The 14,812-nt window shown below is 39.8% G+C and carries 9 protein-coding genes; 2 read left to right on the forward strand and 7 right to left on the reverse strand.

The window, feature by feature from the left end; genetic code table 11:
* Nucleotides 1-136 precede the first annotated feature (136 nt).
* From ABVT42_RS02530 to ABVT42_RS02560, 7 genes are all read right to left on the reverse strand, one after another.
* A complete protein-coding gene (locus ABVT42_RS02530; protein WP_353873532.1) occupies nucleotides 137-2,281 on the reverse strand; it encodes a YgiQ family radical SAM protein in 2,145 nt (714 codons plus the stop codon).
* Nucleotides 2,282-2,666: 385 nt separating this feature from the next.
* A complete protein-coding gene (locus ABVT42_RS02535; RefSeq protein ID WP_353873533.1) occupies nucleotides 2,667-4,523 on the reverse strand; it encodes a M1 family metallopeptidase in 1,857 nt (618 codons plus the stop codon).
* A gap of 123 nt (nucleotides 4,524-4,646) precedes the next feature.
* Nucleotides 4,647-5,399: an MFS transporter gene (locus ABVT42_RS02540; RefSeq protein ID WP_353873534.1), complete on the reverse strand. Its 753-nt coding sequence runs from the start codon at nucleotides 5,397-5,399 to the stop codon at nucleotides 4,647-4,649.
* Between the two features lie 6 nt (nucleotides 5,400-5,405).
* Nucleotides 5,406-6,080 carry an MFS transporter gene (locus ABVT42_RS02545; RefSeq protein WP_353873535.1) on the reverse strand — a complete coding sequence of 225 codons (675 nt, stop codon included), beginning with the start codon at nucleotides 6,078-6,080 and terminating at the stop codon, nucleotides 5,406-5,408.
* A gap of 138 nt (nucleotides 6,081-6,218) precedes the next feature.
* On the reverse strand, nucleotides 6,219-9,104 hold the full coding sequence (locus ABVT42_RS02550; protein ID WP_353873536.1) for a TonB-dependent receptor plug domain-containing protein: 2,886 nt from the start codon (nucleotides 9,102-9,104) through the stop codon (nucleotides 6,219-6,221).
* Between the two features lie 907 nt (nucleotides 9,105-10,011).
* The gene (locus tag ABVT42_RS02555; protein WP_353873537.1) at nucleotides 10,012-10,752 is read right to left on the reverse strand and encodes a hypothetical protein; all 741 of its coding nucleotides are present in this window, start codon (nucleotides 10,750-10,752) and stop codon (nucleotides 10,012-10,014) included.
* A complete protein-coding gene (locus ABVT42_RS02560) occupies nucleotides 10,749-11,297 on the reverse strand; it encodes a PspA/IM30 family protein (RefSeq protein WP_353873538.1) in 549 nt (182 codons plus the stop codon). The genes ABVT42_RS02555 and ABVT42_RS02560 overlap by 4 nt, the downstream gene beginning before the upstream one ends.
* Before the next feature lie 326 nt (nucleotides 11,298-11,623).
* On the opposite strand from ABVT42_RS02560, the gene ABVT42_RS02565 reads away from it, so the two are divergent.
* Together ABVT42_RS02565 and ABVT42_RS02570 are read left to right on the forward strand one after the other, a co-directional pair.
* Nucleotides 11,624-12,364, forward strand: coding sequence for a response regulator transcription factor (locus ABVT42_RS02565; RefSeq protein ID WP_353873539.1), 741 nt, complete (start codon nucleotides 11,624-11,626; stop codon nucleotides 12,362-12,364).
* 3 nt (nucleotides 12,365-12,367) lie between these two features.
* A complete protein-coding gene (locus ABVT42_RS02570) occupies nucleotides 12,368-14,698 on the forward strand; it encodes a sensor histidine kinase (protein ID WP_353873540.1) in 2,331 nt (776 codons plus the stop codon).
* Nucleotides 14,699-14,812: the final 114 nt, after the last annotated feature.

Genomic DNA, 14,812 nt, shown 5'->3' on the forward strand with positions numbered 1-14,812 from the left:
TATGGTGGCTAATGGTGACACTCGCATCCTTGGTTCACCTCATTGACCGAGGACAGATTGTCTTCAGTGAGCCGTAATTAGTTAGGATAAAAAGTTGACTGCCTGATATCGGCAGTCAACTTAAAATCATTTAATGTCAGTATTTTTTACCCGTATTACCCGTTGTTTGAGTTTTTTTACGTTTAAATGCTGAGTGTGTTGATTTTTTATGACGAGACTTAAGCGTGCGGCTGTTTGCTGCCGGTACTAGTTGGTTTGGACCATCGCCAATTAACTCTTCGCGTTTTAACTCTTTTAACAACTTACGAATTGTGGGCCAGTTTTGCTCATCATGATAACGGAGTAAAGCTTTGTGCCGACGTCTTCTATCCAGATCTTTTTCGGTATAAACACTCTCACTTTTATAGGTGACTTTTTTTAGTGGGTTTTTCTCTGAGTGGTACATGGCGGTTGCCAGAGACATCGGTGACGGATAAAAATTTTGCACTTGATCCAGGCGGAAATCATGACGCTTTAACCACAATGCAAGATTGAGCATGTCGGTATCATCACAACCCGGATGTGCCGAAATAAAGTAGGGTATTAAATACTGCTCTTTACCGGCTTCTTTTGAATACTGCGTAAACATTTCGTTAAATTTGTTGTAGCTGTCCATACCCGGTTTCATCATCTTTTCGAGAGTATTTTTTTCACTGTGCTCGGGGGCAATTTTTAAATAACCACCAACGTGATGAGTAACCAGTTCCTTAACATATTCCGGATCTTCAACTGCCAAGTCATAACGTAGTCCAGATGCAATTGCAACCCGTTTGACTCCAGGAATCGCTCTGGCTTTACGATATAGCTGAGTTGTTTGTGAATGATCGGTAATCAGGTTTTTACAAACCGTGGGATAAACACAGGATAGTTTGCGGCAGTTGCGCTGTATTTCATCATCTTTGCAGTTCAGATGATACATGTTGGCGGTTGGGCCACCTAAATCTGAAACAGTGCCGGTAAAGCCTGGCACTTTATCACGCATATCTTCAATTTCTTTAACCACCGATTCTTGAGAGCGACTTTGTATAACCCGACCCTCGTGCTCTGTAATCGAACAAAAAGTGCATCCGCCAAAACATCCGCGCATAATATTCACAGAAAAGCGAATCATTTCATAGGCGGGAATCCGTGCGTTTTCATAAACCGGGTGAGGAACTCGTTCATATTCTAAATCAAACACGCCATCTATTTCGGTGGTTTCTAGTGGAATCGGGGGCGTATTTACCCAGACTTCTTTAGTACCATGTTTTTGAACAATGACATGAGCATTGTGTGGATTGGATTCTAAATGCAAAATCCGCGAAGCATGGGCATAGAGGGCGGCGTCTCGGCGAATTTTTTCAAATGATGGTAATCTGATTACGGTCGATTGTCGCTCCAGCTTTTGTTTACCCATTAGTGGCATAGGCACTATTTTAATCGGAATACTGGTATCGGCTTTGGCTTGGTTCTGTTTGCTTTGGCAGCTCTCTGACGCCGGATCATTATATTCATAAGGATTTGGCATTTGCGCAATATTGCCCGGCCAGTCAATCCGGGTTGAATCGACTTCTGTCCAGCCTTCGGGAATACTGTCGCGGACTATTGCGGTACCGGGTATGTCAGTTAACTCTTTGATAGAGCGGCCAATCGACATTTGATAAGCAATTTCAGCCATGGCTCTTTCGGCATTACCATAGAGCAAAATATCGGCCGCTGAATCAATCAATATGGAGCGGCGTACTTCGTCACTCCAATAATCATACTGTGCAATACGGCGTAAGCTGGCTTCAATTCCACCAATAACGGTTGGCGTGTCAGGATAGATTTCACGGCATTTTTGGGTATAAACAATAACCGCGCGATCAGGGCGTTTACCTGCTGCCGCGTGCGGGGTGTAGGCATCTTCACTGCGTAGTCGTTTATCGGCGGTGTAGCGGTTGATCATGGAATCCATATTGCCCGCGGTAATGCCAAAAAATAGGTTGGGTTTGCCTAGGGCTTTGAAGGCTTCGGGATCATTCCAGTCTGGTTGCGAAATAATGCCGACTCTAAATCCCTGAGATTCTAAAAATCGACCAATAACTGCCATACCAAAGCTAGGGTGATCTACGTAGGCATCGCCAGTGACAATAATGATATCGCAGCTATCCCAACCAAGTGCGTCCATTTCGGGCCGTGACATGGGTAAAAATTTGGCCCGGCCATAACATTCTGCCCAATATTTGGGATAAGAAAACAAATTTCGTTCAGCTTTTATCATCGATAAATTCAGGATTAGATAATTAGGGGCATATTCTCTCAAAAAATTAGGGATATTTCACTATTTGGTTGATTTTTAGGCAAACTAATCGACTCAAAGCTTGTTGGTATGAAGATAATTGGGGCGATTGAAAATACTTTGTCGCTAACTTATTGCGGGTAATAATTCTAATTTGGAGAGTGCTTGTCGATAAGGTGTGCTTTTCAAATGTTTGTGAATACCGCTACTTGTAAATATCAATGTTGGTTTGACACAGAGACTTGTTGACTGTGGATGATCTTTTGCAGTTAATCATTGCTTAATCATTATAAATACCGCTCGCCTAATAAAATGGGCGAGCGGAATATGGCTTTAATCCAAGTATTTTTAATCAAATACGAAGTAACTATTCATATTCGGTAAAAAGGGCATCAATCGTGGACTGAGCCAGCGGATGATAGCCTGCTCGCGCTTTTTGGTAGATGCTGACAGCAAATGGGCGTGTTTTTTCATCACTGATTAGCGCCTCGTAGAGTGGAACAATCAATTTACGACGTCCAATACTGATTAAGTAATTTTCAAGACGCTGATTAACCACATAATATTTTTTTTGCAGAGATAACAATAACCAGGCATGTGCAATTTCATTGTTGGTAGACAAGGTTAATTGATAAGTTTTATCGAGCAGAGCGAGCTGTTCTTTGCTGATTTCTTCAGGAAGATTGTTAATGAAATATAACCACTCATGGACGGTCCACTGTTTCGTTGGAATATCACTCAAAGCGGCGCGATTGCTAAGCCAGCTATCCATGTGTTGTTGCACTTTAGTAAACGTATCGGATTGGGCCAGTGGTGTAAACGTGGGGAGTCCGGGTTTAAATATCCAGGTTTTTACTTCTTCAATCGTCACTTTTCCTGGGTATTGAGAGATTAAATGTTTATCCAGATATGCAATAAAACCGCGAGTATCGATGCTTTGAAAAGCGTGATTGTCGAAATAGGCTTTTAAAAAGAGATCAAATTTTTCGCGACCAAAGCGTTGTTCTAAAAACCATAAAAACAGATGTCCTTTGGTATAGGGAATGCCCGAAAAAGCATCGTCTGGATCGCGCCCCTGCATCGCAATATGCAAAATTGTATCTGACTCATCTAGTTCTTCAACTTCCTGACGGAGTCCTTGTGAATCTAGTGTTCGCTCCATCATGGCGCGTTTTTTACCAAATACAGATTCCATAATGCGGTTTTCAACATAGCTGGTAAAACCTTCATTGAGCCACAAGTCTCGCCAAGTGGCGTTAGTAACCAAATTGCCCGACCAAGAGTGAGCCAGTTCATGAGCAATCAAATTCACTAAGCTTTTATCGCCGGCAATAACGGTTGGAGTAATAAATGAAAGTCGCGGATTTTCCATACCACCAAAAGGAAAAGAAGGCGGTAAAATTAATAAATCATATTGGTTCCAGCGGTATTCGCCATAGAGTTTTTCAGTAGCATCAATCATTGCCTGAGTGTCTTCAAATTCTTTAGCTGCAACATCGAGGTACTCTGGTTCGGAATAAATAGCCGTTTGCTTTGACATTGTCTTATGGTGAATGTTACCGGCGGCAATGGCGATTAAATAGGGGGGAATTGGTTGTGGCATGGTAAATTGATATATACCGTCATCATGCCATTGCGGATTATTATCTGCACTCATTACCGGCCTGAGGTGTTTGTCGGTGCGAATAGTTGCCGAATAGGATACTCGCATGGCCGGTGTATCTTGAATAGGCATCCAGCTACGGGCATGAATCGCTTGCGACTGACTGAACATAAATGGATGCTTTTTACCGGCAGTTTGTGCTGGTGACAACCATTGCAGTCCTGATGCTTCAGGTGTGGAATGATAATAAACTCTGATTTTAGTGGTCTGTGGTTTTAGCTTAATAACGAGCTGACTGCCTCTGAAATCTGTTTCTTTCGCTAAAGCAAATTCACCTTTATGCCATTGTTGATTGTCAAAATGCTCTACTTTTAAAATTGTTAAGTCGCGCGTATCGAGTTTTAGTTCAGTAACATCTGGCGCAAGGCGTTTTAGTGTGTGCTCAATGTAACCGCTTAGCTGCTTTTGTTTAAAGTCTACAGACAAATCCAAATGAACGTGAGTACTGATGATTTGTGTATAATTGGATTGAGTATGCCAGTCGAGATTATCATCTGCCTGAGTGACACAACTAAAAAGCGTTAGGCTCAGTAGTTGAATAATACGGGTAATTAAATGCATTGTGCGAATTGAAACCTTAAAAAACTGAATTTTTTAGAGTCTAACATAAGATAATTGGTATCGACGAGACTTTCGTAATTTTCAAGAAAAACAAGCTAAGGCCAATAAGAATGACGATTATTGTTATTTTATTTTTTTGGCTGACAGGGTTTTGCTATTTAACCAGATTGTTGCCAATAATCCGGCGGCTGAAATGCCGGCTAACAATAGAAAATAATGTTGAAAGCCACTTGCGCCAGGTGATGCATCAAGAATTCGACCTGTTAATGATGCAAAGAAAATATCCGGTGTAAAACCGATTAATGAAATTAAGCCTACTGCAGTACCTGTTGTGTTTTGTTTGATTCCCGAAGCTTCGACTAGTGCAAAATAGATCCCTCTTAGAGCGTAAACGGCAATAAAGGTAATGACAATATTAAACACAACAATATTTAAAGTCATCGAGTAGGGATGTAATAAACCAAGTAGTAAAAAACTCAATAGCGTGAGCGTAAAACATAGTGCTACTTGCTTGCCAATTTGCCATCGATCGGCAACTAAACCCGCCAATATGGCTGCGATTGGACGAGTATAGCTGGCCCAAGTAACAAGGTTGGCTGACTCGACCGCATTCATGTGTAATACCTGACTGGCAAATAAACCAAAATTATCGAGTGATTTAAAACCACAGTATGCACAGATAATTATCCAACCCTGCAACCAGACTCGACTATCTTGAGTGACCTCGATAAGATGCTTGACGTGGCTGGTAGCAGACTTTGCTGTTATAGACTGATTTGCTAATGGGGCAAAAGCCTGTTTTTCGGTCAGTGATTGTACGGATAAAAAATGATAAACCAACAAACCTGATAGTAATGTCAGTAAGCTATAAAACAAAATAATCTATTGTAATGCATGGCGAGCCGCAATTTGACTTTCTGAAAGCGAAATGGCTGATTGCCTTGTTGTGGCGGGAAGCAGCGCATCACTTAAAATGATGATTGCTATGCTGGCAGCAAGACTGGCAACCAGTCCTCGACCACCATCGAGTATGCCAAATGCCGTGCCTTGTAAATGATGACCGGCAATTGCCCACGTCTGCTTAATCATGGCTGACCAAAATAACAAAATGCTGGTGCATCCCCAGTATGCGAATAAAAAGTACAAACTGGATTTAGGGGGAATAGTGGCCAGATAAACGCCGCCAGCCGCGGTTGCTACCAGCGAATAAAACATTAACTTTTGTGGTGCAAAACGATCTGTCAATATGCCGCTCGGAAAATAACTAAGCATGGCTACAATACCATAGAGTGCGAAAATATCACCCAGCTCGGTATTGGATAATTCAAAGACTTGTAAAAATGTTGGCCTGAAGAAACGCGGGATATGAAAAGGTAACGAAAATATTAGCTCACCAGCAATAATAATAACCAGTAAAGTGGTGATTTTATGTTGAGTTATTGATTGAGTAAAACGCTTGATAGTGTTGTTTTGAATTAAATTGCTGATGCACAGTATGATTGCATAGCCTGCACAGGGGGGTAAAGTTGCATTCCCCAAAAGTATAGAATATTTCACTTAAGATTATTTCATGAGATCTGCAAAGTGAGAGTCAGCAGATGATAAAGCCCAAACAGCCAACCTAAAGTTGGCCATAAGGGCTTTGAGGAGGACTCGATTATTTAACTGATAAAAGTATCAATTGATTGAAAACGTTTAAAAGTTATATTGTAGTGCGACTCGATACTCTCTGCCAGGAATGGCTGCGCTGTATAAGCCTGCATTGCCAAACGGAAAGTTGTTCCATGTTTCGTCTTTTGGTAACCCTTCGTCAGTCAGGTTATTTAAGGTTAGCCCTAACGACATATTCTCTGTAACCTGGTTACCGACATAAAGATTGGTCAGGAATAATGCATCACTACGTCCTGAACCATCCCATTTAAACCCAGAACCATAGTACATGGTTGAAAGTGAAACATTCCAAGCATCATATACCCACTGAGTCTGTAATTTACCGCGGTTTCTGAGTAATCCGGTGTCTTGATTACGCCACTCAATGACCGGTGAAGCATCATCATATTGCGTTTGATAAGTATCCACATAGTTGTAATCAAAGGTGAAATTAAAGGTACCCATTTCTTCGGTTTCTAAGCGATAACGTGTTGCAAAATCTAAACCACGCGAACGGAAAAAGCCTTGGTTAATGTGACCTGCTCGTGAGGTTACCGGTGCGAGTTGACCATCATCATCACGTGCAACATGATCTAGGGCTGAAACACATTCTGGGCTATTGATATCGAGCTCTCTGCTTGGGTTATAAATATCAAATCCAAGGCGACAGCCTGCTTCAAGATCGATGTAATCAGTCATCGAAACACTGATAATACGGTTTTGTACTTCAATTTCATAGATGTCTAATTGAACAGTCCAATCATCAGTAACATCATAAATAACCCCGACGTTTGCAGTGTAACCTTCTTCCTCTTCTAGTGATAAATCACCACCAGTACCATGCTCGAAGCTGTTAATAGTGGTACAACCTACGCACGAAAAGTCCCAATTTGCGGCGCTGATCTCACTTGGATCGGTATAGTTGCCAGAATTGATTTTTTGTAGAATTTCTGCGTTAGCTGGATCGTTAATAGCAAGCCATGGATCTTGAACTTGTCCAACAAACTGCGTGCCGCGCTTACCAAATAAACGATGCATATCTGGCGCACGGAAATTGGTGGAATAAGATGCTCGAATTAATAACTCATCAACCGGACGATATTCTAGACCTAACATATAAGTTTGGGCTGAACCTGTTTGTGAATTATCGTCATAATCATCATAGCGTGTGGCTAACGAAACTGAGAGTTGATCAGTAAAAGGTAAGTTTGCTTCGATGCCCACACCAGTATGATCCCGTTTACCTTCTGTTGCTAGTCCAACAAACCAGTTGACTAATCCATCAGCAAATTCTTGAGGGGTATTTGTTAAAGAAATTTCCGATTGTGAAAATTCAACCACGGCTGCTACGCCAATCGCACCACCTGCCAGTTCACCAAACTCTCCGCTGACATCAAAAGAGATACTGGCATTTTCACTGCGTCCAAGCGTTTTTGAATCAACAAAAAATTGCTCAGCGCGATCACCTGGATTTTCATACATTCCTACATGACCAAATAGTGGTAAATACAAATCTTGCATTTCACTGGCATCCATGCGGAAAACTTCATAATTGCTGTATTGAATCCAGCGAGTCGATGGATCTACACTTTCTAATGGTGTTCCTGGATTACCAAATCCTAAATAAAGTCTTGCCCAGTTATTTTGGGTCAATACCGGATAAACTTCTTCTGAGTCATTTCGTGCGAAACTGGTATTTAAACCCCATTGCCAATTATCATTAAAGCTACCATCGAGACCAAACTGAAAAGAGAACATTTCTTCTTCGTATTCAATGTCGGGGTTATGATTTTCTGGATTGATTCGTTTGGCATACCATAAGTTGTTTAACCAGGTGGAGTTATCCCAATCAGGATTTCCATTGGCATCATAAGCGATATCCCAGACTTCTACATCTTGAGGTGTTGCTGACCAATAAATCGTATTTTGACGTTTTGTCTGGTTGTAAAAAAATGAAGCGCGGCCGCTGATATCGTTATCTAGTTCAAATGTAGAGGTTGCAAAAACACTGGCCACCTGACGCGGCTGAATCATTGACATTTCACCAATACGCTCATGTCCACAATAATCGCCATTGGGCTCTAACACCTGACCATCAGTCATCGCGCATTGTTCTGCTGTTGGGCGAATTTGTCCGTGCCACCAGCTCCAGATTTCAGTATCGTTACTGTAAAGTCCGCGTGCTGAATAAAGTTCTGGATTCGGAATATCTTCAATACCATCATATTCTTTTCGATCATTACCCGTAAAACCGCCGGTATCGGTATAGCTCGCACCTACGGTTATATTCCAGCCTTCACCGCTCCAACCTTTAACGCCATCAATGGCAAAACGATGCAAGTCTCCTTCAAAGGTATCACCGGCTGAAACATTTATCTGACTACCGTCGAAGTCACGCTTTAAAATAACATTGACAACACCTGTCATAGCGTCTGAACCATAAATGGCTGACGCTCCCGTTGATACCACTTCGATGCGTTCAATGGCAGCAATAGGGATCATGCCGAGGTTGACTACATTGTCCGAACCCAAATAAGCTTTTGGCGTAACCGGTAAACGCTGAAAGTCGAGTAGCACTAATGAACGGTTGCTGCCAAGGCCGCGCAAGTTAACGGTTTGCGTTCCGGCACTCCAGCCTAGGCTGCTTGATTCTGGTGATGAAAAACCTGAGTTAGCCGACAATGAATTGATCACATCGTAAGCTGTCGCATGACCTTGTGCGATCATATCTTCAGCCGAAATAATTGTTACAGGTGAAATCCCTTCCATTTGGTTGCGTTTAAGGCGCGATCCGGTAATGACAACTTTGTTGCCTTCACTTTCATCTTTGGCTTCCTCATCTTGAGCGAAAACCGTGGTGGGCGTTAGTGCAAGTGAAACTGCAATAACTGCCGCTTTGAGTCCGGCAACTTGTATTTTTTTAATTAACATATTTACCTCATTCTAGTAGTGGAGTCGGTCGTACAGATGCTCAATTGATGTATAAAAAATCCTGTTTAAATACCTTTTGAGCTTTATTATAAATTATTATTAAAGAATTATTGAGTGCTTCTTGTGCGTATATCAGATATATTCGAGTTTAGCATGGGATTTGATATAAGAAACCATAAATAAAAAATTGTTATATGAATGCGTAACGTTTGTGTAGCGCCAAAATGAGAGCTAGCGCTGAGCCTTTACTCGACTCAAGGATAGCGAAAGGTAATAAAAGTTTGAGAAAATATTAATGAGGAAACGAAATATCCTGATTATTATTGATTTAAGTAACTATTTATTAATACAAAGTGGTTAATTGCCTCGCTACAAGAGGGGAGACTAATAGATTTAAACCCCGTTTAGCGTTAGCAAGGGATTGTTTGAAAAATGTATCAAATTATGTCGTGACACTTTTATTGCTAAGCTTTTATTGCTGAGTTTTTATTGGCTAGCGACTAACTGCGAATCAGTTTAAGTCTAACCTCAAGAATAAAATTGATAAAGGGGCCGATTTAATACTCCAGTGCTTACAATATACATTTTATTCTCAAAAACTTTCATCACTCAGAATGTACGTCAAAACTGGTTTGTATTATAGGTGTTCTGCAGTACGCTTTTTACCATTTTTTTGCCTAGGGCAGTGAAGGGATAAAAAATAAATCGGGAAGCTTTTCATTAACTGTTGGCTGTATGCGGTCAGTCGCTTAACTTGGTATTGATGTTTTAAACATGAAGATTGGTTTAAATATATAAGGAAAGTTAAAACTGACATGGTGACTAAAAATGAAATAGTGATTAAAAATACTTCTATCATTGACTGCTTTAACATGGCTGCTTCCCGATTAAAAAGTTATAGCCCGACTCAAGACCTATGTTGTTGAAAACTGTTTAATGCGTTTTCTGCTTGCAATCTTGCCTGTGAAAACTGGTAATGGCTTGCCTGCAGATCTTTGTCAAAAGTGGTATCAGCATCGCTTCTTTCCATTTTTCCTGAGCAGGAGCGCGGGATAAAAACGTTGAGTGCTTGTATTAAAAAGAAACCACTTAAGCTTAAGAGCCAGCTATGCATCAGCAGATAAACGCTACAGGCAAAAGAAAAGCCAATAACAATCAATAATGCATCGAGTAGGAGCCCACTTAAGCTAAAATGATAATAAACTGAGCGAGCAAACCAGATAATAACTAGGCTGCTGCTTAATGCGGATAAAATTGCACCATCAATAATTAACAAACTGATAATAATCAATAAGTAGCTAAATAATAGACTAAATCGTCCTGTACTAAGGTGACTATACTTTAATAACAGTATCAGATAGGTGATGGTTGTTAATACCAGTAAACTGTGTGCAAAAAAATTATAAGTTAAATGCCAGTTGAGTTGATTAGCGAAATTTTCAGTTAAACTATAAATAGATAAGCGGGGTGTTGTAAAAAATGTTTGCAGCACAGTGTCGCTAAATAAAAAAATTGCTAGTTGAATGAGTAAAGTTGCGCCAAGACTGATGAGTAAGCCAATTTTTATTTGATGATAAAAAAACTGAAATTTATTTTGCATAAATGGCATCCCTTTAACAGGATTATGATTAAATTGGTTTTTTCTCATGAGCGTTCCCTCGCTTGCTTAGCTTCAATTAAAGCCATCGTTATTTCATCTTCGGTCACACTAAAGTGATAGGTATTTTTTTGGGTATAAGGTGCACCTGACTGGTAGTGTTGATTGTTGGTCAACCCAACAGCAATGAGTTGTTGTTGTAATTTTTCATATTGCGCTTCGTTTTCTTCAATGTTTTGCGCGGCTTGAATTTCTTGTTTTTTTAATATGTCTTGCTGTGTCAGTAAGAAATGATGTTGCTTTTGTAAAATAAGTTTGTTTTTAATTTGAACTTTGAGTAGCGCTTGTTGCTGTGTAGTAAAACACAAATCAATATTGCGTTCAATTTTCTCCTGCTCTGTCGCCAGTTGTGCTAGTTGGCTTTTGAGATGTACCAACGATTGTTGGGTTTGCGACAAGCAATATTGCTGTTTTTGCAATTCAGTTTGCATTTCTCTCATTGCCTGCTTTAATAAATCCTGCGGATCTTCAACCCAATCAAGGACTGCATGGATATCTGCTGAGAGTAATGTACCAATACGTTTAAATAATGCCATAAAGTGCTCTCCTGTTTTATCAAGTTATTGAGCGATATTTTAGGCAGAGAGATTCATTTGTAATAGACCAGATTGAGTAAACTTTGAGCATGCCGAATTTACAATAAATTTACCTGCAAATGATATGATTTGCTGATAGTATTTAACCAATGCTGTTAGCATTCATTTTACTCAAACTTGACTAGCTGAACTGAATTAGCTGAGCCGGAATTTTAAATTCAGCTTTTAGCATTTTTTTATCGTGTGTTAAATGACTTATAACTGTCTGCATTTCTCAGGCATGGTTTTCTAGCGCTGACTTAAATACCGAATAGGAACGATTGAGCATGGGACAAAAACAATCAATTCTTGTTGTTGAAGATGAATTAGCCATTCGCACCGGGCTGATTGACGTGTTGGTTTATCATGGCTATCAAGTGGATTTTGCCGAGGATGGAAAACAAGGGCTAGACAAGGCTCTAAATGGCCAGTTTGATTTAATTATATTAGATGTGATGCTGCCTTCAATGAATGGCTATGATATATGTCGTGAAATTCGTCAGCACAACAAAGCGCAACCGATAATTATGCTTACTGCAAAAAGTAGCGATGAAGATATTATTCTTGGACTGACTCTCGGCGCCGATGATTATGTGGCTAAACCTTTCTCTATTACACAACTGCTACTGCGAATTGAAGCGGTATTACGACGGTCAGGTAAAGTAAAACAAATAACGCCAGCAGGTTTAGTCATTCAACTAGATTCTCAGCGTCATCTCGATTTGCAAAATTTATCTGTTGAAATAAATAACGGTTCAGGCGCGCAAACCGTTAGCTTTACCAAACGTGAAATGCAGGTCATTGAGTATTTATATCATAATGCGACCCGCCCGGTTTCGCGTGAAGAACTGCTTGAACAGGTTTGGGGCTATGATCCACAACTGGCCATAGAAACACGAACTGTTGATATTCATATCGCAAAAATTCGCCGTAAAATTGAGCCTGACTCAAAAACACCTCAATTTTTGATTACCGTTAGAGGAGCCGGTTATAAATTAATTTTTCAATCGGTCAATTCGGTAGCTTGATCCATGTTTAGATTAAATCTAACAAAAGCACGAATTGTCTTTATTATCTTTTTTACTGCATTGGTTATACCGACCATAATATTAGGCTGGCAGGCCTATCAACAGTTTCGTTGGAAAGCATTTCACCAGTTTCAGCGAGAAGCACAATTACTGACTGGTAAAATTAGTCAATCACTACTTGGCGCAATAAAAAAGGAAGAACAACGTTCAGATATCGATTATGGTTTTTTAGTTTTGGCTGGCGATCCAAAAGCGGGTTTTGTACAACGATCTGAACTGTCAAAATTTCCGGTAGAGTCACAATTACCTGGTGTTATTGGCTATTTTCAGGTTGATGAAAATGGACGATTTTCAACACCCTTGTTACCTGATGATTTGAATAATGCTTATCGTTATGGCATTAGCGAAACTGAAAAACTGCAACGCTTGCAATTAGCTAATCAGTTACATCAGATTCTCTCGCAGAATCAATTGGTCAATACCAATGCGAATGTGGTTTCAGAATTAAATGCCAGCGAGCCGAATCGCCATTTATCGACCCAATCAACAATGGGACTTTCAGATTCAAGGCAAGCTGCCCCCATGCCATCGAGAGCGGCCGAGTCAATGGAATCTACTTTGCCGCAGTATGAGCCTGCGGCCGGAAAGCAGGAAGCAGAGCAAATTGAAATGAGTCTTGAAGAATCTGCAACAGAAGCGGATTTAGTTCACTTTACACCTCAAGCAGGAATAAAATATGATAAATTGCTGCCGTCATCTTCTCGTTCGCTTGATGCTAAGAAAGCCGAACAGAAAGTGATTCACACTCCTGAGGGGTTATCTAACTTCGATCAGCTTCAATCCGAATTATTACAAACACAACTTGCTGAAGATATTGGGCAGCCTGTTAAAAAAGAGTCCTTTAGCAAAAAGATACAGGCTAAAAAAGAAGCGCTAAAGTTGCAAAAAGCAGAATTAGCTGTGCGTGAATCGGCACAATCAATCGAGATAACGGGTAGCCGTGTAGAAAAAAATTATCAACTACAACCTCGGCAAAAAGAAAGTCGTCTACAATCAAGTAGTCTTCAACAAACTGATAACCAGACAAGTTATCAACAACATGACATTCATCAGGATTCTTTGGAGGAATTACAAGTAAATTTGTTCGAAAGTAAACTTGAACCTTATCGATTCAGTTTGCTTAGTGGTCGTCATTTTGTTTTATATCGTCAAGTTTGGCGTAATAACAAACGACTAGTTCAGGGCATGTTGCTTTCTGTTGATGACTTTTTAGCAGGAACAATTCGTCAACATTTTACTTTGTCGTTACTCGCCGAAGTCTCTTCGCTCAATATTATTTATGGTAAACAACTTATACAAACCTATCAAGGAAAGGAGATAACAAACTACTCTAAGCGGTTAACGACAAAAAGTTTAAACAGTAATGAACCATTACAAGGTGAAGTACTTTATCTTTCTGCCTTAAACGAGCCATTCAACCGGCTGACAATGGTGTTTAATGTAACGCGAATGCCCGTAGGTACAGGCGCTGGGTTTATTGTTGCTATTATCTTGATTTTGTTGTTTGTGATTACCTTGGGAACTTACTGGTTATATCATTTGGCGCTCAAACAAATTGCCTTAATTCAACAGCAGCAAAACTTTGTTTCTTCGGTAAGTCATGAGTTAAAAACCCCATTAACATCGATTCGTATGTGTGGAGAAATTCTACAACAAGGTTGGGCAAGTGATGAGAAAAAGAAAACTTATTATGAATATATTTTTAATGAGTCTGAAAGGCTTTCTCGTTTGATTGATAATGTTCTAACTTTATCTAAAACTCAAAAGCAATCTTCTTTATTGGAAACCAGTCCAGTAGAAGTTCGTGAATTAATTGATTTGATATTATCAAAAACTCATTCCCAAATTGAAGCAAATGCATTTGAACTGTCTGTTGATGTCGATGAGAAGGTTAAACAATATTCTGTAATGGTTGATAAAGATAGGTTTTTGCAGGTTATCATTAATCTGATTGATAATGCGATAAAGTATTCGGCTAAATCTGAACTTAAACGGATTGATATGCAATGCAATTTAGATGCCGATGAACAGTTGGTTTTTTCTATTAGAGATTATGGGCCTGGAATTGCCAAACAACATCTCAATAAAGTTTTTCAGTTGTTTTACCGAGCAACCGATGAGCTAACGCGAGAGAGTCAAGGTACAGGGATAGGATTAGCCTTGGTTAAAGAGTTAACAGAAAAAATGTCAATTAAGGTGAAGGTAAAAAATCGTGAGCCAGGGGTGTGCTTTTCCCTCATTTTTAATCAAGTCGTCAAAAGTAATCAAAATTAATGATTAGTTATTAGTTGCTCCTGCCTTATAATAAATGGTTCAAGTCATATTGGTGTTCTATTTTAATACACTATTTCAGTACTCGATTTAAGTATTTGTCGTTACGATAATTCG

It is taken from the genome of Aliikangiella maris (genome assembly GCF_040719265.1).
GTDB classification, from domain to species: Bacteria; Pseudomonadota; Gammaproteobacteria; order Enterobacterales; family Kangiellaceae; genus Aliikangiella; species Aliikangiella maris.